15 protein-coding genes are annotated in these 25,339 nt (G+C 52.4%); 8 read left to right on the forward strand and 7 right to left on the reverse strand.

Going from position 1 to position 25,339, the window contains the following annotated elements:
- Positions 1 to 422: 422 nt before the first annotated feature.
- Positions 423 to 1,394: an SDR family NAD(P)-dependent oxidoreductase gene (locus tag IPK01_01875; protein MBK7932248.1), complete on the reverse strand. Its 972-nt coding sequence runs from the start codon at positions 1,392 to 1,394 to the stop codon at positions 423 to 425.
- Positions 1,395 to 1,677: 283 nt separating this feature from the next.
- On the opposite strand from IPK01_01875, the gene IPK01_01880 reads away from it, so the two are divergent.
- A complete protein-coding gene (locus tag IPK01_01880) occupies positions 1,678 to 2,883 on the forward strand; it encodes a PDZ domain-containing protein (GenBank protein ID MBK7932249.1) in 1,206 nt (401 codons plus the stop codon).
- 25 nt (positions 2,884 to 2,908) lie between these two features.
- Here the strand turns inward: IPK01_01880 and IPK01_01885 are convergent, their stop codons facing one another.
- A complete protein-coding gene (locus IPK01_01885) occupies positions 2,909 to 3,760 on the reverse strand; it encodes an RDD family protein (protein ID MBK7932250.1) in 852 nt (283 codons plus the stop codon).
- A gap of 162 nt (positions 3,761 to 3,922) precedes the next feature.
- Here IPK01_01885 and IPK01_01890 point away from each other — a divergent pair, with 162 nt between their 5' ends.
- The 5 genes from IPK01_01890 (at position 3,923) to IPK01_01910 (ending at position 10,429) form a co-directional block, all read left to right on the forward strand.
- On the forward strand, positions 3,923 to 4,372 hold the full coding sequence (locus tag IPK01_01890; GenBank protein ID MBK7932251.1) for a 6,7-dimethyl-8-ribityllumazine synthase: 450 nt from the start codon (positions 3,923 to 3,925) through the stop codon (positions 4,370 to 4,372).
- Positions 4,373 to 4,388: 16 nt separating this feature from the next.
- Positions 4,389 to 4,886 (forward strand): transcription antitermination factor NusB, encoded by a 498-nt coding sequence (nusB, locus tag IPK01_01895; protein ID MBK7932252.1) that lies wholly within the window; start codon positions 4,389 to 4,391, stop codon positions 4,884 to 4,886.
- Between the two features lie 9 nt (positions 4,887 to 4,895).
- Positions 4,896 to 5,459 carry a hypothetical protein gene (locus IPK01_01900; protein MBK7932253.1) on the forward strand — a complete coding sequence of 188 codons (564 nt, stop codon included), beginning with the start codon at positions 4,896 to 4,898 and terminating at the stop codon, positions 5,457 to 5,459.
- A 113-nt stretch (positions 5,460 to 5,572) separates the two neighbouring features.
- Entirely contained in the window at positions 5,573 to 9,247 is a 3,675-nt protein-coding gene (locus tag IPK01_01905; protein ID MBK7932254.1) for a multifunctional oxoglutarate decarboxylase/oxoglutarate dehydrogenase thiamine pyrophosphate-binding subunit/dihydrolipoyllysine-residue succinyltransferase subunit, read from the forward strand.
- A 57-nt stretch (positions 9,248 to 9,304) separates the two neighbouring features.
- Complete coding sequence (locus IPK01_01910; protein ID MBK7932255.1) at positions 9,305 to 10,429, forward strand: CapA family protein; 1,125 nt, start codon at positions 9,305 to 9,307, stop codon at positions 10,427 to 10,429.
- 42 nt (positions 10,430 to 10,471) lie between these two features.
- Here IPK01_01910 and IPK01_01915 read toward each other — a convergent pair whose 3' ends face one another.
- The gene (locus tag IPK01_01915) at positions 10,472 to 11,809 is read right to left on the reverse strand and encodes a winged helix-turn-helix domain-containing protein (GenBank protein ID MBK7932256.1); all 1,338 of its coding nucleotides are present in this window, start codon (positions 11,807 to 11,809) and stop codon (positions 10,472 to 10,474) included.
- A 115-nt stretch (positions 11,810 to 11,924) separates the two neighbouring features.
- Between IPK01_01915 and IPK01_01920 the strand changes: the two genes are divergently transcribed.
- Together IPK01_01920 and IPK01_01925 are read left to right on the forward strand one after the other, a co-directional pair.
- Positions 11,925 to 12,185, forward strand: coding sequence for a hypothetical protein (locus IPK01_01920; protein ID MBK7932257.1), 261 nt, complete (start codon positions 11,925 to 11,927; stop codon positions 12,183 to 12,185).
- Between the two features lie 309 nt (positions 12,186 to 12,494).
- Positions 12,495 to 15,602, forward strand: coding sequence for a carboxypeptidase regulatory-like domain-containing protein (locus tag IPK01_01925; GenBank protein MBK7932258.1), 3,108 nt, complete (start codon positions 12,495 to 12,497; stop codon positions 15,600 to 15,602).
- A 909-nt stretch (positions 15,603 to 16,511) separates the two neighbouring features.
- Here the strand turns inward: IPK01_01925 and smc are convergent.
- The 4 genes from smc to IPK01_01945 all read right to left on the reverse strand — a co-directional run bounded on the left by smc (position 16,512) and on the right by IPK01_01945 (position 25,258).
- Complete coding sequence (smc, locus tag IPK01_01930) at positions 16,512 to 20,315, reverse strand: chromosome segregation protein SMC (GenBank protein ID MBK7932259.1); 3,804 nt, start codon at positions 20,313 to 20,315, stop codon at positions 16,512 to 16,514.
- A gap of 62 nt (positions 20,316 to 20,377) precedes the next feature.
- Positions 20,378 to 21,166, reverse strand: coding sequence for a DUF4388 domain-containing protein (locus tag IPK01_01935; protein ID MBK7932260.1), 789 nt, complete (start codon positions 21,164 to 21,166; stop codon positions 20,378 to 20,380).
- Positions 21,167 to 21,271: 105 nt separating this feature from the next.
- Entirely contained in the window at positions 21,272 to 24,715 is a 3,444-nt protein-coding gene (locus IPK01_01940) for a carboxypeptidase regulatory-like domain-containing protein (protein MBK7932261.1), read from the reverse strand.
- A 132-nt stretch (positions 24,716 to 24,847) separates the two neighbouring features.
- Positions 24,848 to 25,258 carry a helix-turn-helix transcriptional regulator gene (locus IPK01_01945; GenBank protein ID MBK7932262.1) on the reverse strand — a complete coding sequence of 137 codons (411 nt, stop codon included), beginning with the start codon at positions 25,256 to 25,258 and terminating at the stop codon, positions 24,848 to 24,850.
- Positions 25,259 to 25,339 lie beyond the last annotated feature (81 nt).

Raw genomic sequence — 25,339 nt, forward strand, 5'->3', positions numbered from 1 at the left:
ACGATCACCGTGTACCCGTTCCCGTGTTGCACATATGCAATCTGTTTACATCACTGCACTTTTATGATAAGATCGGAAATAAAATCGGGCGATAGCCGTAAGTTCTTTGAAATTCGAAATAGAGAACAGGCAAGATAAGTTTTGACGCAGCCACGCACTCAACGAGCTCAGTGTTTCTGCTTAACGCCTCGCTGTAAGACATTGTCGTATGTTTTTTTCAAAAAAGTGCGGGACAGCGGCCGCGGATTGCTGTAATTGTTGCAAATACATATAGTTATTTGTCCCGCTAACCACGGCAAATGAGCGGGACAACAGCGGGACAGGGCGGGACACGAAACGGATGCATTTTGCCTTAAGTCTCATGTATTCTAAAGTTTAGCCGTGACATGCCGGAAACCTTGTCCCGCTTTCCACGGCAGGACTCAAACCGTCATTCCGGATGATCTATACCACTCGACGAACTTCGGTATTCCGTCGACGATCGTTGTGGCCGGATTGTAATTGAGCAGCTTGCGGGCCTTTGAGATATCGGCGTAGGTAATGGGCACATCGCCAGGCTGCATCGGCTGGCGGTCGATGACAGCGCTCATGTCGAGACATTGTTCGAGCAGGGCGATCAATTCCCTGAGTTCGACGGTCTGCGATTCGCCGAGGTTGAACACTTCGTGCATCGATGCGTCGTAATCGATCGAGGCACGAACGCCCTGTATTATGTCGTCGATGTACGTATAATCACGCCGCGTCGTGCCGTCGCCAAAGACGGGAATGGGCATGCCTTCGGAGATCATCTTTGTGAATTTATGTATCGCCAGATCGGGCCGTTGGCGGGCACCGTAAACGGTGAAGAAGCGTAAGCAGACCGTGCGAATGTCGTGCAGGTGCGAGTATGTATGGCAGAGCAGCTCACCCGCAGCCTTGGTCGCCGCATATGGTGAGATCGGCTGCTGGATGCGGTCTTCTTCGGAAAACGGCATGTGGCTGTTGATGCCGTAAACGCTCGAGGATGAGGCGTTGACGAATTGTTTGACGCCATGAACCCGTGCCATCTCGAGCAGATTCAGCGTTCCGGTGACGTTTGTCTCGTAATACAATCGCGGCTGGCTCAGACTCGGCCTGACGCCTGCCCGTGCGGCAAGGTGAACGATGCAGTCAAATTCGCTTTCATTGAAAACTGTTTCGAGTGCGGAAACGTCGCGAATATCAGCCTCAACAAATCGGTAGACCTCGCTGCCCAAATGCATCGCTATGTTAGCCCGCTTTATCTCGGGCGAATAGAAATCGTTGAGATCGTCGATGACCGTGATTTGCCGCGCCCCTTCCGCGATCAGCCGGTCAACAAGATGCGACCCGATAAATCCGGCACCGCCGGTGATGAGTACTGATTGGTTTGACATTAAGTTCGCCAAGCTTGGTAAGCCTTTTGGTCGTTAAATTGTGTGATAAAATGGAAAATAGCACTTTCGAAGACGACTAGCAAAACGGTTATCCACGTATAGCCACTATGTCGCCACTACTCGTTCTTCCAGATCTGTATTAGGAGTTGCGATGAATATTCTTCACTATTTGGCCGTTCGCGGTTCGATCTGCTTAGTTTTTGGTCTCTCGATTACCCTTTTTTCATCGAATGCAATTGGTCAGCAAAAAATAGCCTCTATCGAGCGCGAGCGTCTAGTTACGATGCTTCAGACCTTGCAGGGAGCCATAAAAAGGGATTATTACGATCCAGCATTCCACGGTATCGATCTTGACGTTAGATTTGGTCTCGCAAAAGAGCGATTGAAGCAGGTGCAGACGCTAGGACAAGGGTTCGCCGTAATCGCACAGGTATTGCTTGACTTTAATGATTCTCATCTTTTTTTTCAACCTCCTCTGACAAATTTGGATGTTGATTATGGCTGGCGTGATCGAATGATCGGTGACAAGTGCTTTGTTCTGACGGTTAAGCCGAAGAGCGATGCCGAGAAAAAGGGTCTGAAGGTTGGCGATCAGATACTCACTATCGAGGGCCACCCGGTAAATCGGACTGATCTGTGGAAGATGAATTATTACTACAACACGCTAAATAAACAAAAAGCATTGAGATTATCAGTCTTAAGCCCCGGCGGGACTCAGCCGCGGGACCTGCAGATCGAGTCAAAATTATTCACAAACCGTGGGGCTCGAGCCGGCGGGCAATTATCTGAACTGTACTACTCCTCGGGCACTGAATTTGACTTGAACCTGTTCGCGAATATCGGGAGCGTCACGATATGGAAGATGCCCTCATTTGGATTAAATCCCAATTCGATCGACTCACTGATGGACAGAGTCAAATCCTCGACTAGCGTAATACTCGATCTTAGAGGAAATGGTGGAGGTTACGTTTTAGCCCTTGAACGACTTGCGGGCTTTATGTTCGACAAGGAACTGACAATTGCTGAATTGAAGGGACGGAAGAAGATGGACCCTCAAAAGAGTAAGCCATCAGGCTCCACTTTTACGGGGCGACTTGTCGTTTTAACCGATGCTGACTCAGCCTCTGCATCAGAGATCTTCGCGCGGCTCGTTCAACTCGAAGGTCGCGGAAAGGTAGTCGGAGACGTTTCCGCCGGCTCTGTGATGCAGTCAGTTGATTTCACAGGCACCATGTCGAATGATTCTATAGCTTACGGAGCGAGCATCACGAACGCGGATGTGATCATGTCAGACGGGAAAAGCCTCGAAAAAGTTGGTGTCATTCCCGATGAGAGGGTTATTCCAACCGCTGAGGATCTTGCAAACGGCCATGATCCTGTACTAGCTAGAGCAATCCAGATGTTAGGTGGTTCGATCTCACCTGAGGATGCCGGAAAACTATTTGTTTACGAATGGAAGGACGAAAAAGTGCGAATGGTCAAAAAGTAAGCTCTTACCCACCGAGTCAGATCGTCTAATTCAGATAACGTTGCCGTGCATGAAATCGGTGGAGGATATCTTCGAGAAAGCCCTCATATGTGAAATCCGTGAGGTTGTATTCCGGCTTGAGTTTGTACATCAGCGGCAAGGCGATCCGCCACGCCATCCAGAGTCGTTGGCGCTCCGTCAGATCCCATCGGCGACGGAGAAAACTCTCGACGACCTCGATCTCACCTTCGTTCAGTTTAGCGACGTTCGCATTTGTGTTGACGGGCTTTTGCACTCGGCTGAATGCCCTGTCGCTAACCGGATTTGAGAACGTCTCCATAAATGTCGGAGCCTCGTCAGTGCGTTCGCGAATAACGACAGTTCCGGCAAAAAGATCGCCCAGACGCTGGTCACGGTTACTTAAGAAGATCGCTATCAGCCCGATCGAATATACAGGAAGCACAAATCCGGGGATCGCATCGCAGATACGCAGGAGATTTCTGGCGATCGCTTCCCACAAGGTCAGCGGGCGGCCGTCCTCGCGTATGACGCGCAGCTTGAGCAGTCGTTTCCCCGGCGTCTGGCCGTTCCAGAGCCATTCGAACAAGATGAAATAAGACGCAAAGATCAGAAAAACGCCGATTATCAGCAATGCCAGCGTCCATTTTGGCATCTCCGAAAAGAACTGCTCCGGAGCATCTATACCGCCGCTGCCGCCCAGATTGCCCAGATTTATCACCAGCCATGCGATCAAGAATATCGACAAGTACTGAATAAAATGATCGATAGCAACAGCCAGGAATCGGTTCCCGATCGACGCCAACGCGAACTCGAGCGGAACGCGCTCAGGCGTTTCGATGATCAGCGTTTCTTCGGTTTCGATGATGTGGCGAGACATTTAACGGTTATTATTCAGAGAATCTCCGGGAATTGCAAAGGGCAGTCTTCCCTTGTCTTTATCAAACCGTGTTCTCTATACTCTCATTTAGTATTTACGTCGGTGTGCAGGTGAGTAGAGTTGAAAACTGAACTGATACGAGAAAATTTTTCGGCCGAGGGCATGCGTTTCGCGATTGTCGTCAGTCGCTGGAATCACGATCTGACTTCGAGGCTGGCCGCAGGTGCGGTGGAAGCACTGGTTGAATCCGGAGCGTCCGCCGATAATGTCGATCGATATGATGTTCCGGGAGCGTTAGAATTGCCGCTGTTGTGCTTTAAGGCAGCAGCAAAACGACAATATGACGGGGTGATCGCGATCGGGGTCGTGATCCGCGGCGATACGCCGCATTTCGAATACGTCGCCGGTCAGGCCGCCGCCGGTATTATGCGGGCCTCGCTTGATACCGGCGTGCCGGTGATGTTCGGCGTCATCACCGTAGATACTTTAGAACAGGCGCTAGCGCGAACGGGCGAAAAAGCGGATAATAAAGGTTACGAAGCGGCTATGTCCGCGATCGAGACGGTTCACGCAATGCGAGCTTTAAATGAGCGGTTTGAACCGAATTTTTAGGAAATCAGTCTAGCGAATGTCGTTTGAAAATATAGAAAAGGGTTCCGGCACCAGGCATAAGGCCCGCGAAGCGGCTTTGCAGATGCTCTTTGCTCACGACATGGACGACTCGCCGTGTCAGCAGCTCACCGATCATTATTGGAACGAACTCGGTGACACGAACCACGATGACAAAACCCGCGAATTCGCCAACAAACTTGTTTGCGGAACGATCGACAAACAAACTGAGATCGACGACATAATCCGGATCCGCGCCGAACATTGGCGTATCGAGCGGATGGCAATTGTTGACCGCAATGTGCTCAGGCTAGCGGTATTCGAGATGTACTTTCACGACACGCCTGACACCGTCGCCCTGAACGAGGCTCTCGAGATCGCACGGAAATTCTCTACCTACGAGGCGACACAGTTCATAAACGGGTTACTCGACTCGATCAAACAGGATCACGAGAGATCTATTGCAGACGCGGACAGTGACGCTCCCCAAGTTTCAACCACGACATCCGCGAAATAGCAGCAGCAAATGAGAATTCTGATCGCAATAACCGCAGTTTGGTTCCTTGCGTCCGCGAATATTAGCTTCGCTCAGGAAATGCCTGCTAAGATCCGCGGCTACAAGGTCCACAACGCAAAGATCCAGGTCCGGAGTTCCGAGGATAAACAGCCCGCAAGCACCGATCGCGAAGCAGTTATCACGCTGGGCGAACTAGAAGTGGCCGACTACGGCATTTCCGGGATCACTTTGAGTGCCGGAGCCAGGATATCGCCGGTCGATCACAGCGGCCGTGTCGAATTTCTAACATTTCGAGACTTTCGCATTAACGGAATCGCGGTCGATATCGAGGAATACAAACACGAGTTTTCGTTCAAAAAGGGCGAACAGATATCGCTGCCCAAACCTGCACGTGTTTTTGTCGGCACCCTTAATTTGGCACGCGCCGCCCGAAGTGCACTGCTCGATCCAAAAAAGAAATGGAGCGTGACCGGAACAGTTTTCGTTTTCGGTAAGTTCAAGAAGTTTGGCATGAGTTTCAAACGGGTCGTTCCGATCAAGATCGATCTGACCATCGCAAATCCACTCAATTAGGTCATCTCGGCCGACTGAAACTACTTTTTTCAGCTGTTTTGCGTTAAAATGTCAGATTCGACGAGGCTAAAGGAAATAAAGTGAGCGAAATCAACACCAATTTATCCGCATTTATCAAAGAGAGTTTCGGGTCGAATGCGACCTATGTCGAAGGCCTTTTGACACGGTATCAGACCGATCCCAAATTGGTCGACGAGTCCTGGCAAACCTATTTTCACGATCTGCTGAATGGCGGTTCCCCGACTCCTGAGGCGAGCTCCGCATTGGTCGAACCAGCCGCACAAACGTCAATATCGGTTCCGCCGCCGGTAAAAACGCCTGTCGCCGTTCCGCTTTCTTCCGATACCGGATCACGTCCGATCACGGGCCCGGCAAAAAAGATCGTTGAGAACATGGAACAGAGCCTGACGGTTCCGACGGCGACGAGTTTTCGTACAATTCCGGTAAAGATCCTCGAGGAGAATCGCCGCATAATCAACGAACATTTGGCATTGAAGGGTCTCGGGAAAGTATCCTTCACGCACATTATCGCCTGGGCGATCATTCAGTCGGTCAAGGTCTATCCGAGTTTGAACGTCGGTTTCGCCGTCGTAAATGGAGTCCCGTCGCGGCTCGAGCATGACGACGTCAATCTCGGCATCGCTATCGATGTCGAGAAAAAAGACGGCTCGCGAAATCTGCTTGTGCCGAATATCAAGGCCGCAGACAAGATGAATTTTGCCAACTTTTTCGCGGCTTACAACGAACAGGTCAAAAAGGCTCGAAACGGCAAACTCGAGATCGCCGATTTTCAGGGTACGACCATTTCGCTGACCAATCCGGGCACGATCGGCACAGCGGCATCGAATCCGCGATTAATGTCCGGTCAAAGCGCGATAATCGCGACCGGAGCTATCGAATATCCGGCAGAGTATCAGGCGATGACCAATGCGGTCCTATCATCGATAGGCATAAGCAAGACCATAACGCTGACCAACACCTATGACCACCGCGTCATTCAAGGCGCCGAGAGCGGTTTATTCCTGGCGAAACTGCACGAATATCTGATCGGCAGCGAGGCTTTGTTTGACCAGATCTTTGCCGATCTTGAGATCAACTACCCGCCGTTCCGATGGGCCGAAGACTATAATCCGAGGCTCTTTGGCGGGGAACACGAAAAGATCGAGGAACAGGCGAACGTGCTGCAGATGATCAATACATACCGGGAACGCGGCCATCTGCTTGCTGATATCGATCCGCTGAATATGATCCAGCGTCGGACGTCAGAGCTCGACCTCGAGAACTTTGGTTTAACGGTCTGGGATCTGGATCGGGTCTTTATCACCGGAGGACTACACGGCGAACAAACTGCAACGCTCCGTCGCATTCTCGAAATTCTCCGAAAGGCATACTGCGGAAAGGTCGGCATCGAGTACCGCCACATGGCAAGCAACACGCAAAAGGCGTGGATACGTGCCCGCGTTCGCGAACAGTTCGTTGACACCGAACCGCTCACGCCTGAGACCAAGATCGAATTGCTCCAAAAATTGATCGAAGCCGAGCAATTCGAGCAATTCCTGCACAAAAAGTACCTCGGCCAGAAGCGGTTTTCGCTCGAAGGCTGTGAAACGGTGATCCCGATGCTCGATCAATTGGTCGAAGGTGCTTCGGCGCGCGGCGTTGACGAGATCTATCTCGGCATGGCACATCGCGGCCGCCTCAATGTACTATCGAACATTGTCGGCGATCCGGAAACCGGGGCGATGGCCGAACGTATTTTCACCGTCTTCGAAGGCACCTCGCACCCTGACTTCCCTGCCGATGAGGGCGACGTGAAATATCACCAGGGAGCGATCGGCAACCGCAAGACAAAAGCCGGCCGCGACCTCAAGATCCAGCTTTCCTGTAACCCGAGCCATCTCGAAACGGTAAATCCTGTCGTTGAAGGAATGGCCCGTGCACGCCAAGACGAACTTCGCGACGGCAAAGGGCTTAGCCGTCAGGAATCGTATTCGCATATTCTTCCGCTGCTTCTGCATGGCGACGCGGCATTTGCAGGGCAGGGTGTCGTGATGGAGACGCTGCAGCTCGCTGGGCTTCCGGGCTATCGCACGGGCGGCACGGTTCACATCGTGATCAACAATCAGATCGGTTTCACGACGTCTCCGGGCCTCAGCCGCAGTTCCATTTATTCGACCGACGCCGGACACATTACCCAAACGCCGATCTTTCACGTCAACGGCGACGACCCCGAAGCGGCATATCGTGTTGTGCAGATCGCACTCGATTACCGCCGCGAATTTGATAAGGATGTGGTCATCGATCTCGTCGGATTTCGCCGCCTCGGCCATAACGAAGGCGACGAACCGAGCTACACACAGCCGGTAATGTACGCCCGCGTAAAGGCTCATCCGGGTACCCGCCACCTCTATGCTCAGCAGCTGCTTCGCGAAGGTGTTATTTCCGAAGAGGCACTGACCGCGATGACGAACAAGGTAGGCGAGAAATACGAAGGTATTCTTGCCCGAGCCAAAGAAATCGCAGCCAATAAGCCTGCAAAGGCAACGCTGGCGGCACACTCGATCGACGACGACGGTTCGACGATCCTTGAGACCGGCGTTTCGGCAACCTTGCTCAAACAAGTTTCCGAAAAGATATCCCTCGTACCTGAAGACTTTTACATCAATCCGAAAATGGTCGGCCAACTTGCCCGTCGTGCGAAAATGGGCGACGGGAGCGTGCCGATGGATTGGGCATTCGGAGAAGCAATGGCGATCGGCTCGCTCGTTCTTGAGGGCCTGCCGGTTCGATTCAGCGGACAGGATTCGGGCCGCGGCACATTCTCGCAGCGTCATGCCAATATGTATGACACGATGACCGGCGACCGGTGGGCTCCGCTCAATGAATTGAAGAGCGAATCAAATCCGAATGCCCGTGCATACATTTTCGACAGTTCGCTTTCGGAATATGGTGTGCTCGGTTTTGAGTATGGATACTCGGTGATGTCGCAGGATCAACTCGTGGCCTGGGAAGCTCAGTTCGGTGATTTCTCGAACGGCGCCCAGATCATGATCGATCAGTACATTTCATCCAGCGAAGACAAATGGCAGCAGCGTTCGCGTTTGGTAATGCTGCTCCCGCACGGCTACGAAGGTCAAGGGCCTGAACACTCATCGGCACGGCTCGAGCGCTATCTGCAGCTTTGCGCTGAAAACAATATGCAGGTCTGCTACCCATCGACGCCTGCTCAGTATTTCCATCTGCTCCGCCGTCAAGTCAAGCAGGAGATCATTCGGCCGCTCGTCGTGATGACGCCAAAGAGCTTGTTGAGGCTCCCGGCAGCTACATCGGAAATGTCTGAACTCGAATCCGGCGGTTTTCAACCGGTTATCGACGATGCCCGGATCACTGACCGTTCCGGCGTCAAACGCGTCGTTGTTTGCAGCGGAAAGGTATTCTACGATCTTGATGCAGCACGCGAAAACAGCGCCTCATCGGATGTTGCGGTCGTTCGGCTTGAGCAATTCTATCCTTTCCCTGCTGCAAAACTCGTTGAGGTGTTCGCCTCTTATCCAAACGCAGCAGAGATCGTCTGGACACAGGAAGAACCGCAGAACATGGGCGGATGGACATTTGTCGAACCTCGTTTGAGAAACGTTTTGCCTGAATCCCCAACACTAAGCTACGTTGGCCGCTCAGCGTCCGCATCGCCGGCGACGGGCTCGTACGCGATACACAATCTTGAACAGGAGCAGCTGGTTACGCGGTCTTTGCGGATCGAAAGGGACATATCGTTGGCTGCCGGTTGACCTGTTTGTTCGGTATAATCAAAAATTGCATCTAACTTTTCGATGAAACGCCTAGTTATGAAATATCCAAAAATATTCGCAGCCGTTGCGGTTGTTCCGTTCGCGGTGTTTTTGATGCTCGCCTGCCAGCCCAAAACGGTAAGCAGCGAGGAGCCAGCAAAGACAAATACTGCTGCTCCGGAACCGACGCCGCCTACAAATAAAGAACCTATCACGATCGCGGCTGTCGGCGACATAATGTTGGCGTCTCCGTTCCCGAACGAATCTCGGATGCCGCCGAATGACGGTGCGGACATGTTGAAAGATGTCACGCCGATCCTCTCGGCCGCCGATATCGCGTTTGGAAATCTCGAAGGCCCGATCGTTGACGGCGGCACATCGGCGAAGTGCCGTCCCGGCTCAACGCAGTGTTTTGCTTTTCGCACGCCGACACGTTACGGCAAATCTCTCAAAGAAGCCGGATTTGACGTTATGAGCGTGGCCAATAACCATGCCGGCGATTTCGGCTTGCCCGGGCGTGTGAGCACGCAGAAGGTATTGGATGAGCAAGGCATCAAGTATGCCGGCAGCCTCGATCCGCCGGCGACCACCACTTATCTTGATGTCAAAGGCAAGAAGGTCGCCTTTATCGGCTTCGGCCACAACAACGGAATGCCGAACATAAATGACCTTGCCGGTGCACGCCAGCTCGTTCTCGACGCCAAGAAAAAGGCGAACCTGGTCGTTGTATCTTTTCACGGCGGTGCTGAGGGGACCGATGCACAGAACGTCCCCAATCGCAACGAGATATTTCTCGGCGAGAACCGAGGTAATCTGCCGGCATTTGCCCGTACCGTTATCGACGCAGGAGCCGACCTTGTCCTCGGCCACGGGCCCCACGTAATGCGCGGGATGGAGATCTACAAGGATCGGTTGATCGCTTATTCACTGGGCAATTTTGCGACATACGGCTGGTTTCGGCTTGCCGGGGAAACCGCTTTGACGATGGTGCTCGAGGTCAAACTGGATGCGGACGGGAAATTTATGAGCGGCAAGATCAACGCCGCAACGCTCGAAGGCAAGGGTATCCCGACACTTGATAAGAACGGCACATCGATACGCACAGTAAAGAACCTGTCGACCAACAATTTCGGTACCAACGCCCCAACGATCGCCGACGACGGCACGATCTCTGTGAAGTAATACCTAAATTGCAAAAGGGCCGTGTAAATTCGGCCCCCTTCCCTACAACCCAATTCGGCGGATCAGGTCTTTAAAGCGACGGTCAATCCGGAGCGGTTCGAGCAGAGGTTCGTATTTGGAATAGATGATTCCGCGGTCGCGGTTTTCGAAGGCCTGTTCGAGCCACGCGAGGCTCGTTTCTTTGTCTCCGAGGCGCACGGGAACGAGCGATTTAAGGTATCGCGGATAGTTTTTCAAATGCGGGCGCGTTTCGTATTGCTCGAGCCGCTTGTGCCAGACGCCGTTCATTCCATTCTGATCATAGGCAGCCTTTAGTTCCTCACCGATCTCCGCGGGCTCGCCAAATTTCGTCGCCGCAACCGCAAATACATCGACAGCTTCCTGCTCTTTCCCCGCAAATTCCAGGCCAAAGCCGAGATAAAAATGGCCATAGCCAAAATCCGGGTCGATCTCGATGATCCGTTTTGCCTGTCTAATCAGCCGGGCCGAATCACGCTGCGTGTAATAATAGCCGGCGAGTCCCGTTGCAGCCATGGCGGAATCAGGTGCAAGCGAGATCGCCTCCGCAAAGTGTTTATTCGCCTCATCAAAACGGCCAACCACATTCAGCAGATCGGCATACCATTGATGAGCAGTAGCAGATGTCGGATCCAGGTCGAGTGCCGTCAGAAACTCGCGTTCGCCCCCCGCCCAATCCCAATCGTAAAAGGCCTTTGCGTAAGCAAGTGTCGTATGTGCAAGTGAAAGCTCGGAATTGATCCGCTTCGCATCTTCATAACCGTTCGCGTAACCATCCGGCAAAGCTGCGGCATAGTAGTCGGCAAGCATTCGATGACTGTCGACGAGGCCCGAATAGGCGAATGCAAAATTCGGGTCCTGGCAGATCGCATCTTCAAAATGCGTAACGGCCTGTTTAAGGCCCGCCTCGGTGCGCTTATTCCAAAACGATCGTGCCTGCACATACGATTCGTACGCTGCGGTACTGACCTTTGGCGAGGCGGCAAACCGCTCGTATTTATTGATGTCGAGCGACCGTGCGTCATTCGTCTCGGCGACGTTGGCAATGAACTGATAGCCACGGCCTGGCACGGTCAGGATGAATTTGGGGTTCTTCTTCCCTTCGCCGAGAGCTTTACGCAAGACAAAGATCGTTTGCGAGAGATTCCCTTCCTCGACCACCGAACCCGCCCATACACGATCGAGAAGTTCTTCTTTCGTGAGTAGCCGACCCTTGCTACAAACAAGCGTTATCAGTAGCAAAACCGCACGCGGCGTGAGCGCTACGGTTTCTCCTGAGTCGCACCTATAGAGACGCTGACTCTTGGCGTCAAGCCGAAACTCACCGAACTCAAAAATGACCGGCTTGGAAAGCTCCTGCATAAAACACAAATTTGAGAAGTTTTGAGACTAGTTTTGAGGATTTTTGAGAACAGGTCAAGTTAAGTTTGCACCCTAAGCCCTAATTGATAACCAATTTAGCAAGAGGTGCAAGGTGTTGAACGATGAACTGGTGACCGCAAACGCGGCCGTCGTCTCAAAACTACTGGTGATTGCCCCTTTCTCCGCCAACGGTTTTGCTAAACCGTACGGTGAACAAACCGGCGAATATCCACGACGAAGCAGACCTGCCAACCAAAACTTGGCCGGCCCGCTAAGCCGTGCCTGGTCTAATGCCGGTTGGCCATCAACCAAACAATCTGAACAAGTTGCGAAGGCCGTCATCACCAGTGCCGCCTTCGTTGCATCCGGTGCGTAGCGTGTACACGGTTCGCACCGGAATTTTGGTAAAGAACCTTGGAGCAATGCGGTGAAGAAAATTAAATTGACTGAGGACAAAATGATTATGATGGAAAGATCTTGGATAGCGACGACTAGTAGTTTGCGGAGCTATTGGTCGCTGAGTTTGTTTGTTGCTCATGTTTTTTTTACTGCGGGATTCGGATTCGAATGTGGGACACTAACCTATATACCACCGGAGGTAGATGCCGAGCTCGATCCGCGATTTTACCAAACCGGCTTATCCGGAGGGTCCTCTTATGCGCCGCTGAAGGTTTACGCCACCGCCGTGGACCCGAGAACCGGGAATGTCTTCATTGGAGGGCAGTTTTTCTCTGTTGACAACGTTCAGGCACAGAATATCGCATTTTTTGACAAAGATCAGAACCGATGGTTTTCCCTCTCGGGGGGTGGTTTGACAGAAGGCTCGAACCAAAAAGGCAGCTACGTTAAGGCTCTGGCTATTCACGGTAGCTATTTATATGTCGGCGGCTATTTCAATCAAACAGAGAATGGGGTAACAACCGGGCTCAACCGAATTGCCCGTTACAATTTCGGATCAGGAACTGTCGATGAAGTTGAAAATGGAACTTGGACACCGTTCGCCAATGGCGGCCTGGATGGCGATGTAAACGCGTTTCACGTTTCCGGTACTGATCTATATGTCGGCGGTAGTTTCGCAGAATCACACGACGGGAACATTCCAAATCTTAACAACATTGCTGTTTACGCCAATCACACAGTCTGTACGGTCGGCTGTTGGGCCGCACTTGCGGGCAACGGATTGAATGGAGCAGTGAATGCGATGGATTCGTGGGGCGGCGGCTTCTATGCCGGCGGTGAATTTACGGCCCCAGTTCTCAATCCAGCAATGCCTCTAAACCGTATCGCACGCTACTCAAATGGCGCCTGGCAAATACCTCCTAATTTTGGATTGAACGGTAATGTCTATTCCGTGAAAACTACTAATGACTACATATACGTAGGCGGCAGTTTCACGGGAACCGTAAGCCCATTTGTACCTCTCAGCCGTGTTGGTTATTATGACGAGTCTTATACAGATTCATGGCAGGCTCTAGATAGCGGTTTGAACGGCACCGTCAAAACTATATCACTTGGTGGTCCGGGCGTTATCGTCGGCGGAGATTTTCTACAAACGGCCGATGGACTGACTGAGTTGAAGAGCATTGCCTGTTATTGCAGCGGCGATTGGGAAGCATTTCCGTATGACGGCCTGAATGGGGCAGTAAATGCCATTTCCCGATATTACAATATCGAAACGGATGCCGATCTTTTGTATGTGGGCGGAACATTCACGGATACGACGGCCGATTCACCCAATCCTTCGTTCGGTGTCACGAGTTATTCGCTTAATCTTAACATGATCGCATCGGATGCAAAATTAGGTTCAACCTATTCTCACTTACCGATGGGCCTGAACAACGGCAAAGCGCTAAACGAGCAAATTACGGCACTCGCGGCTGATCCTGCGGGCAATATTTATGCGGGAGGCTATTTCACCGCTACTGCCGATGGTGCAACCCCCAATCTGAACCGCATTGCCCGTTACGATCCCGCGATGAACACTTGGTCCGCTCTGGCTAACATTGGATTGAATGGTACCGTAACCGGACTGGCAATTTCCGGCAATAACCTATATGTTGGCGGAGCCTTTACTGCGACCGCCGATGGCATGGTCACGGGGCTCAATCGCATCGCCCGATACGATCTAACCACGAATACGTGGTTTCCATTGACGAACGGAGGCTTAAACAACGAGGTTGCGTCGCTGGTGATCTCAGGCGGCAACTTGTATGCCGGCGGCAGTTTTATCCGAACCTTTGACGGTACGGTGTTAAACCTCAACCGTATTGCCCGCTACAATTTGACGACAAATATCTGGTCACCTGTCGCGTTCAACGGGGTAAATGATGCGGTTTTTACGTTGGCAGTGTCGGGCGATAATTTGTATGCGGGCGGCTTCTTTACGTCAACTTTCAGTTTTTCCAACATCAATTTGAACTTCATTGCCCGCTACAACACCGTTACCAATACGTGGTCACCGCTCGCTAACCTCGGTTTGAGTGATTACGCCGAGGCGTTGGCCGTAACGGGAAACTTCATGTACGTTCAAGGAAACTTCATTGTTACCGGTGATGGCACCAAACAGCTCAATGGCCTGGCCCGGTATGATCTGCAAAACAACATCTGGGTGACGATCACGGGCGCGAGCGATGAGCGCAGCGCCGCCCGTGACACCCTGGCGACGGTCCAAACGGGAAACGAAGTTTATTTCGGCGGCAGATTTCACGGAGCGGGTGACGGTGTGGCTCATTTTTTCACGCGGTTATATCTTCAAAGGTGGAATGTTCCCGCACCGACATCTGATTGGTTTGACATTAATAACTGGTCCACCGGAGCGGTTCCAGCCTCTAACTCCAGTGCCGTGATTCCCAACGGTGCCGGAATTATTAATATTGCCACTGCCGATGTGGTAATGAATGATCTGAATATCAACGGCGGGACTTTGAATATTGCCACCGGTCGAACTCTCACCGTCAACGGTATTCTCAACCTAAAAGGCGGTACGATCACAGGTGATGGAACGGTTGTCATCGCCAACTGCCAACCCGACGGTATTATGGGCGGCGACGCGACAGCCTACATCCGAACAGCACTGGTTCGATGTGTGAACAACACGGGAACCTTTACATTTCCTGCTGGAACGAAGAGTGGCTATGCTCCTGTTTTCCTCAAAAACATCACTGGTACAGGCAATATTTTGGTCCGAGCCAATCAAGGACCGTATTCCGGTCCGGTGATGTATTTACCGACGGACCGGTTAAGGCGTTGGTGGCAGATCGAGAATCCGGGCGGCGGCGTTACGAATTCTGAGGTTATCTTTAACTATCTTCAGAGCGACATTGTTGGGAACGAGGCCAGCTATCGAGCATATCGTATCTCAGGCGGCTCGGCGTCGGTCTTTAGCACGACCGCAAACACGTTCTCCAACCGCGTTGCCGTACCCAATGTTACAGCCTATTCCGATTGGACGCTTGCCGATTTTGGCCCTACAGCTGCAAGTGTATCCATCAGCGGACGCGTGGTGACGGCTAATGGAAATGGGATAAACAAGGCGATCGTGACTCTCACGAACCAAGGCGGCGATGTTCGGAGAGTGATCACCAATTCCTTTGGTTACTATCGCTTTGACGCAGTCGAAGCAGGGCAGACCTATGTCTTGTCAGTCGGCAGTAAACGATATTCCTTCGTCAACCCGACGTTGGTTGTTTCGCCAACCGACGATGCGACCGATATCGATTTCATGGCGGAACAGGCGCCATATGTCGGTCCTTCCATTGACCGGAGCAGAACTACTTTTAGGCTTCGAAAATGAGGGCTACTTCTTTGTCTTTTCGATTTCTCTGATGAGCTTTGAGCGCGGTTGCGGGCCATTAGGGGCATGCGTTCGTCAGTTGAGAGTTTGGTCAAGATCGGTATTAGGTGCGGCGGATCGGGTATCTCATTACGATTGACATAGATCGTGATCGCATCCATCAGGCTTGGCGTTTGGAGCGGCTGCATATCTGCGGCGAGGTTGATCTCAAATCGCCATATGTATTCTTGGCCGATGCCGCGATAGGTATCCATCAGTACCTTCGCGTCCGTGTTTGTCGTCCAGTTGTATTTCGCAGTTCGCGACTTGCTGTCCTTCTTGACGGTTATCGCGATATTTCCCATGTGCGGATAGTCTTTTTCGTACTGATAGCTCTCCGTCGACTCAAGAAAATTGAGATTCGCGAACGCCGTTCTAAGCTTTTCCATCGTTCCGAGAGAAAGCTCGATCGGGTCGGTGACCATTTCGTCGAATTCCTGCCGTTGAAATGTGATTTTGCCTTTTCCTGTTTCGTCATGCTCGATCCATATCTTACCGATAAGAAATCCGGGGCGTGAAAATTCGTAAAAGTAAACCGGTGTAAACGCGGGGATCTTGGGCGTTTGATCGACTTCGGTCGGGCGTTCATTTTTCTTTTGAGTCTTTGAGGGCGTCGGTGTCGGTGTCGGTTGGGGCTGTCCAACTACGGGCTGCGCGACGGGTTTCTTAATTACCGGCTTCGGCTTTGTCTGAGCAATAACGGCTGACGCGGCCAACGCGGTCATTACGAAGGGAATGAGTTTTCTCCAAAATTGCACCATAGACCGATCGCGCTATTATCAGATGGACGGCTGTTTGATGACAAATTGGTATCTTAGGTTTGTTCCGCGTGAAACGCTTTTGTGTGTGGTGGAACGGAACAGAAGTCCGCTATTCGAATTTGACGGAAACGACCTTTGAAACGCCTGCTTCTTGCATCGTTACCCCGTAAAGCGCTCTTGCGGCTTCCATGGTTCGTTTGTTGTGGGTGATGACGATGAACTGTGTCTTTTCAGACATATCGGCGATCTTGTTGACGAAACGTCCGACGTTAGCGTCATCGAGCGGCGCGTCAACCTCGTCGAGCAGACAGAACGGTGACGGACGATATTTGAATATCGACATCACGAGTGCGATCGCCGTCATTGCCTTTTCGCCGCCTGAGAGCAGCATGATGTTCTGCAGGCGTTTGCCCGGCGGTTGAGCGACGACTTCGATTCCGGCTTCGAGTATGTCGTCGGATTCAAGCAATGTCATCTCGCCGCGGCCGCCGCCGAACAGCTCGTGGAAGAACTCGATAAAATTCGAGTTTATCGAATCGAACGCCGTCCGGAACCGTTCCCGCGAACGCTGTTTGATCTCTCGCAAGGCTTCTTCGGTCGCGGCAATACTGTCGACAATGTCCTGCCGCTGTGTCGTCAGGAACAGCAGCCGCTCTTCCGATTCGCCGAGTTCCTCGAGGGCGAGCATGTTGATCGCACCAAAATTTTCGAGCCGCTGACGAAGATCGTCTGCCTCGCGGCGGGCGGACTCGAGTTCCAGATCTTCATCGATCACCGTCTGTTCGACGAGCTCAGAAAGTGCAATGTTTAGCTCTTGCTGGCAATGTTCGGCAGTGTTGCGGAGCTGCGTTACTGCCTCAGCTTGGCGGATCTCGATCTCGGCTCTTTCGTTTCGAGCATCGCCCAACCGACGGTTGATCTCGGCAAGTTGCTCGCTCATCGCATCGGAATTGGCCCGAGCGGCCGCAAGCGCGTTGATCGCGCCCGAAAGCTCCGAATTCTCGCGTACGATCTCGTCGTCGGCATTAGCAATGCGATCAGTGATCTCGGTGATCGAAGAATGCAGAGCTTTGATCTTGGAATCAGCCTCTGAGATCTCAAGATTTTGGAGTGCAAGCCTCGATTCGATCTCTTTGCCTTCGTTCTCGACACGGCGAAGGGCCGATTGAACAGAACGTCGACGCTCTCCTGATGTCGCAGCGACCATACGCTTTTCGTTGAGCACCGCACTAGACGCGTCGAGAATGACGCGTGCCTCCGTGAGCTGTCTGGCGATTCGTTCGAGAGCCGAGGTCGACTCGGCACGTGCTTGGTCAGCAGCTATCTTGTTTGCCAACGCATCATCTCGTTTTTGGCGGAGCTCGGTGATCTCCGAGACCGTCTGGCCTGACTCATCCGCGACGACCTTGCGATGGCGTTCGGCACGTTCGATCTCTTCGCGGGCCGTACGGACCTGGATCTGCAAGCCGTGAACGCCGCGATCGACCTTGATGATCAGTGACTGCAGATCGACCATCTTGCTCTCGTTGTCAGCGAGTATTCGTCGTGCCTTTTCGGCCGCTGTCCGGGCCGTTTCGATCTCGGAAGCGAGGCGTTTGGTCGTTTTTTCGAGGCCGCTGAGTTCACGTTTGAAGGCGAGCAGCGATTCGTTCTTGCCGTCCAAACGCTGTTTTCCGCCGACGAACAATCGGCCGCCCAGCAGCAGATCTCCGTCGTGATTGATCAGCACATCTCCGGCACCTGAAATTTCAAGATCATCGACCAACCGCGCCGACATCTCTCGTGGAAAGACGTCGCGAAGCAATGCTGCGATCTCAGATGAAACCCCGAGACTGTCGCCGATCGTATCGCCGCTGCTTGAGGTCGCCGTCCTCGTTTCACCTCCGCTCGGCAAGATCAGCATCGCCGTCCGGCCGATGTTATTCGCCTTGAGCCACTCTGAGACACGTTTTGCATCGGCGAGCGATTCGACCAAAACTGCCTGAAGATAATCACCAAATAGCGTCTCAACGGCTGTCTCGGCATTTTCGTTGACGTTTAGTTTATCAGCGAGTACGCCGGCGAGTCTTACGCCGATCGATCCCTGTTCGGCAAACAGTTTTTGCACCTGAGGCGTGTAAACAGCACGGCTATCCTCGAGTTCAAGCAAGGTAGCGAGCCGATGGCGTTTTGCGGAATGTTCCTCGTTGAGCGACTCAAGTCCGGCCTCTTTTGAACGAAGTGCATCGAGAGAGGCGTTCGTAACAGCCATCAGCTCGTCTTTTTCAGCATTTAGCTCGTTGAGTTTTTTCTCTTCGGCGGCTAGTGTCCGCGCGAGTTCGGCCGCTTGCTTTTCGTGCTCCGCAAAATTTTGTTCCGCCCGCTTTGCTTCTGATTCAAGGCCCGACGCACGCTGCGATAGACGGTCGAGATTGATCTCAAGCTGGCGGCCGATCTCATCAAACCTTTCGGCGGCAGACGTGTGTTGGATCAGTTCAGCACGAACAAGTTCCATCGCGGATTCGACCGCTCGAAGCGACTCGAATTCATGCGAATGGATAGCCTCCGCCTCATTAAGAGCGGCGTCGGCGAGGTTGAATTCGACGGATTCCTTTTGTTCTTCTTCCTGCAGGCGTTCGAGCTCGGTCGCAAGCAACCCGAGCCGCTGTTCGCTGGCAGCGATCTCGCCTCGCAGAACCTCCATTCGGTTGTTCAGATTGACTACCTGCTCGCTCTTGTAGATGTGCTCACGCTCAGCGCGATCGCGTTCGAGCGCATTTACCGAGTGGATCTTCCGCAATTCGGCCAGGCTTTCTTCGGCTTTTCGAGCGGTCACTGTCGAATCACGAGAGGCCTCTTCCTTAACGGCGAGTTCAGCGTGAAGTCCGGCCTCGGCCTCGGCAGCTTTCGCGAGATCGATCTCAAGCCGGGCGGAAAGTTCGGTCAGGTGTTTACCTTCGGCGGCAAAAAGCTGCCGCAAAAGGACACGGAATTCTTCTTGGAGTATTTTGAATCTTCGCGTCTTGGCGGCCTGGCGGCGAAGCGAATTGACCTGTTTATCGATCTCGGAAACAATATCCGAAATTCGGCCGAGATTTGTCTTTGCACTCTCGAGTCGCGATTCAGCGGCACGCTGGCGGGTACGGAACTTCGAAATCCCTGCCGCTTCTTCGATCAGATTACGGCGATCGGCAGGCTTTGACGACAGGATCTGGCCGATACGGCCCTGTTCGATGATCGCGTAATGCGAACCGGAAAGGCCGGTACCGGCAAACAGATCCGAGATATCGCGTAGACGGCAATTTTTGCCGTTTAGCTGATATTCGCTCTCGCCCGACATATATAAACGGCGAGTGACTGAAACGGCCTCGCCCGGGGCAAAGTCAAGTGCGAATGATCGTGGACGCCAATGGCGTTTTGTCTTGATTTTTTTCTCAATGGTCTGGATCGAACCGACCTGAGCCGCCATGACCGACTCTACTTCAAACTCCGACTCATGATGGCCATAGCCATTGGATTCGAGATCAACGACGGCCTCGATCACCTCAGTTTCCAGATCAGGATCGACACCTTCGATCTCGTCCATATCGACGGCCATTTCGTCGATACCGCCGAGAGCTTCGTCTATGCCTTCGAGTTCATTTTCGTCTCCAAGATCGACCGAATCGTCGCGGACAAGGTGGAGGACGACCTCGGCCATTCCTCCGGGTTTACGGTTCTTGGTGCCGGCAAATACAACGTCCTTCATCTCGCCGCCGCGAAGCGATTTCGCTCGCTGTTCACCCAACACCCACGAGATCGCATCAGACACGTTCGACTTGCCGCAACCATTCGGACCGACGACGGCGGTGATGCCATTTCCGGTAAATACTATTTCGGTGTAGTCCGCGAAAGACTTGAATCCGGTTATTTCGAGGCGCTGAAGCTTAAACATCCTATAGTGCTCTTCGAATGAAGGAACACTATATTTTGCGGTAAATGAACGTTGAAGTCAACCTAAATCATCTCATCGCCGACGTTTCTAAGACCTTGCTTTTCGGCTCGCTCATTATCCAGTTCAGTAAGGCAATCCAGAAGAAAATTCGTATTGCTGGTGACATTGATAACGACGGGAAATTCGTTGTCCGAAGTGGAAAATTCAAATGTACCGCCACTGATCTCGATGATCTCGCGAAACGCCGTAACACCATTGCGCCCGTTACATTCAGCATCGACGATCTTGCCTTCGTTAAACGCAACGTTGGCCAGATGCATATCGGATTTGATCACAAGTAGCCCGGTCATCTTGGAATTCTCGATGACCTGTACCGCGTCGAAAACATTAACGTAGGCTAGGTTTCCGGCGAATGTAACGTCGGTGCGGACCTGTTGCGATGTTTTTTCGCGACCGACAGCAAAATCGGGCCTGCGGGCTCGGCGAATCGCCTCGAGCCCCGGTGCCACCGATATTCGAGGGTCAAGCAGCTTTGCTTCCTGCAAACGGTCGTACGCGACGTCAAATGCCTCGCGGCCTATATACAGACTCACCAATGCAAGACACTGCCGGGCTGCCTCGTTGAGATTCTTCTGACGGACACAGATATCCCTCATCTTCTCACGGAGTGAGATGGAGCGAGGGCTTCGGTCGATAGCGTCACGAAGCAAAGCAAACGCCTTTTCCGGCGAACTGTATTTTACAAACAACTCGGCGTCGAGCAGCACCGATTCGATCGATGTCTCGGTGAACGGCAACCGCGGCTCAGTCAAAACCTGATTCATATTGGTCATGTGAACAAAGATGTTCAACAATCCAATTTACCACGTTTACACCTGCTAAGTCATCATCTTTGTTCCCAACAAAAAAAGGCCGCCTCCAGGAGAAGCGGCCAAGTGACTCAACTTGAAATGCAACTAGAAATCGAATCGAACTCCAAGCCGTATCGTCCGTTGGCGATAGGTTCGGGTCGGAACGAGGAAATTCTGTCGCGCAAGAAGTTGGGTGGCTGTCGGTGCCGTACCATCGCTTCGCAAAGCGGCGAAATCGATGAACTCGGAGCCAAAGCTAAAGACCGAAGAATTGAATAGATTATTGATCTCAATGACTGGCCTCAACCTGAATCGCTTTTCAAATTTGAATTCGCGTGTAACGTTGATATCAAAAGTGAAGAGGCTCGGACCGGTACCGGCATTCCTCATCAAATTTCCGCTTCGGGCACCGATCGGCTGAAGTGAGAACTGTGCGATCAATGCGTCAGGGATCGGAGATCCGGGTTCACGATAGACAATGTCCTTGATGTTCCCGCTGAAATTCAAACGGTCGGTCCCAAGATCGTCCAGATTGCGGTCAGATCCGCCTGCCCCGAGATTGAATCGACCCGGGCTCCCCCAACGAAGTAGCGGTGAGAAGCGCAACCGGCCAAACCATTGCGGTGTCTGAATCGTGCCTGAAACGGCAAGCCGATGCCTGCGATCCTGTAGGTTCGGGGCCCATTCACGGCTAAAATCGCCGTTGACTTCGGCATTTGAAGTATTATTCAGGCCATCGTCCTTTGTGCTCGACAGCGTATATGCCATTCGGATCGAACCGGCAAATCCGCCTCCAAGCTGCCGGTAACGGCTGCGCAATTCCAAGATCAACCCTTGATACAAGGAATTTCCGCGTGAACCGATAAGCGACGTTTCCTCGACCGTTTGGTCAGGGCGAAAACGTGAGATCGCGGCAAGAGCGATGCCGATCGGAGCTCCGGTCGAATTGTTGTTCTGTCCGACCACGGCCACGGCAGGAGAGGTCGATGAACTGTTGAGCGTGTTCAGATTGACAAAGCAATTTGCCGTGGTGGTGCCGCAAGCCGTGGCTCCGCCCGCTGTAGTTGCAAGTCCGCTGCCGTCGCCGGTGCTGCCAAGATAAAATGTATAGCGCCGCGTCGGGGAAAGATCGAACGGATTCGCCACCAAATAAGCTGTCCAGTCGGCAAATCCGGCCGGTAGCCGCGGAGCGTTCGAATTGTAGTCGCGCCAGAGATGGACCGTTTTATTCCACGTATAATTGGCTTCAAAAACCCAGCCCTTAAGGAGTTCTCGTTCGAAACCAATGTTGAATTGATAGCTTTCAGGTATTTTCAGGTCGGCTTCGACGGTACGAAGGGGATTTCCGGCAGTTGAAAGATTGCCGACCGAAAAACCAGTGTTTGAATTACACGGAAGTGTTGTTGTTATTGTCGCACATGCTGCCACGACCAATGCCCTTAGATCTGCTACCGAAGCGTAGCTATTGGGGAAACCGGCCGATATAGCATTCAGGATGGGGATACGACGAACATCGGTCGCTCCGGTTCCAATAAAGTTCGAATCGAAATCGACCTGAGTTCCTCCGCCGTTTTGAATTGAATCGCCGACGGTGCGGAGCAGGACTCGGTTGTAGAAAATACCGGTTCCGAAACGAATGGCCCCTTTTCCGGATTTGAACGGGTCCCAAGCGATCCCGAAACGCGGGCCGAAATTGTTATTGTCAGAGACGGCAGTTTCACGTTCATAACGCAACCCAGCACTGATGGTAACGTTTGAGGTCGGCTTGAATTCATCGTTGAAGAAAACCCCGTAGTACGTGTTTTCGACATCCTGACCGGTGCCAAATCTTTGTCGGAATCGAGTAACTTGGTTGTTCGAATACTGGAGAACGCTGCCAAAATTGAATGTTCCCGTCGCATCACCCAGCCCCAAAACCTTCGAAACGACATTCTGGATGTCCGCTCCGGCTTTGAATGTGTGATTTCGCCACATGTATGTAAGCGAATCCTGGATCTGGAAACGAGTTTCATTTCGCGAATCAGAGAAATTCGAGGAGGTGCTGGTGGTCGAGTTGCCGGCAATGAGCGTCTGAACGCCGTTTGTCACCGGATTTCGGAATCCAACGAGAACGACCGGATCAAGCGGGTTAGCCGTTTGGAAACTAGGTTTGAACTGCGACCATTGGGCACGGATCTGATTGACCGCAACAGCACCAAATACCTGATTGTCGGTAATATTATATGCGATCGTGTTGTTGTTCTTTTCCTGAAATGCGTCTTCGAGACGGGTTGTCGACGAACCGTTCGTGCGGCGATTGCTGCGATCAGCAAATTGGATCCCAAACGTAAGGTCGTTGCCCTTAAAGAGCCGATGGTCGATCCTCGCCGACCAAACGTGATTGGTGCTGGGTGTGGAATACAATACGGAATAAGGCGAAATGAAGCCCGCCGTTAACGGACAATTGGCGGGGTTCGCATTATCGCAAAATTGCTGTGAACCCGTCGGTGTCGGCAGCGTATATCGCGGGTTTGGAACAACCGGAATATACGTGTCGATCAGCGTCGTATCCTCTAATTTATTGTATTCGTAGGTCGATGCAAAAAACGTGCGGTTCTTGCCATCATAGATGTAAGGGATCTTGACCGGGCCGCTGAGCGAAAATCCGGGATTCCACTCACGAAGATCCGGCCGTGGAATGGCTCGGCTGTTGTTGTACCAACTGTTTGCGTTGAGCGAATCATCGCGAAAGAACATAAACGCACGTCCGCGGAAATTGTTGCCGCCGGCTCGTGTCCTGATATTGACACGGCCGCCTGACGCACGTCCGTACTCTGATGAAAACTGATTAGCGATCACCTGCACCTCAGCTATCGCCTCAAGAGAAGGCTGGAAACGGTCGCGTGACGATCGGTCATCATTGTTGTCAAGGCCGTCGATCGTGATGTTGTTTGAATAGGCCGTACCACCTGAGATCGAGAAATTACCTTGTTCGAGCGGTGCGGAACTCGGATTTGCATTGCGATCCTCAGCAAGGCCGCTTGTCGACAACTGCTCCTCGGATGTGCCGCCGAGCGTTAATACAAGGTCAAGTGCATTTCGCGTTGAGTTTGGGATCTCTTCGATGTCACGTTCGGCGATCGTTCCGCCGACGATCGTCCTGGTCGTATCGACAATTGGAGCATCGTCCTCGGTAACGGTAATACTCTGTTCAGCCGTTACTGCCGCCGGAGTTAATTTGAAATCCCTCAGCACATTCTGAGCTGAAATGGTTGAAAAAGCGGGCGTTTCCTGAGCTCCGAATCCGCTGGCGGCCGCCTTGACCTTGTACGCTCCGGGCTTGAGCTTAAGGAATCTGTATCGGCCGTCACCATCTGTCGTCAAGGTTCGGGTTTCGCCCGTATCCTCATTTGTGACTGTAACGGTTGCCCCGACCACGGCGAGCCCGTTAGAGTCAGAGATCTGACCACCAATGGTCACGTCATCCAGATCCTGAGCGAAAGCGACCAAACCAAGTGCAAAAACAATAAGCGCCAATGCTAAACTGCGTGACAAAATTCTTCCAAACATCGATAACTCCTAACGAAAATATAGTAGCGAGAATCTAAGAATCCTATCCCAAAACCGAAAGGAACGCAATAGAAGCCCGGCTCGACGTTAATTGATTGGTAAGACCGCCCTGAACAAAAAGCGGATCAGCGGTTAGGTTGCGTCTTCAGTGTCGGAATGCGAAGCAGCCCTCATCACGCGATGTCGCGAAACGGGAATGAGAGCTTCGCTGGAGGAAAAGGCTTCGCTCCGGCTCGAAAACTCAGAGGCATGATTTTTGAGGTATTCAAAAAAGCGTTCGAACTCGCGCTGCATTTCGTCCATTTTGGCTCGCATGTTGAGAATGATCTCGACACCGGCCAGGTTGACACCGAGTTCACGCGTTAAGGACAGGATGATCTCAAGGCGCTCGAGGTCGCTGTCCTCATAAAGTCGCGTGTTGCCGACCGAACGCGACGGAAGCAAAAGGCCTTCGCGTTCGTACAGCCGCAGCGTCTGCGGATGAATGTCGTACATTTCCGCCACCGCACTGATCGTATAAGTTCGAATCCGTGATTTCACCATTTGCCGACTGCCTTCGCTCTCAATATCTAATCGTGTTTCGTTTTGTTCCGTTCCACCTCACACAAAATTAAGTGGAACAAC

The sequence above is a fragment of the Acidobacteriota bacterium genome (assembly GCA_016713675.1).
Taxonomy (GTDB): Bacteria; Acidobacteriota; Blastocatellia; order Pyrinomonadales; family Pyrinomonadaceae; genus OLB17.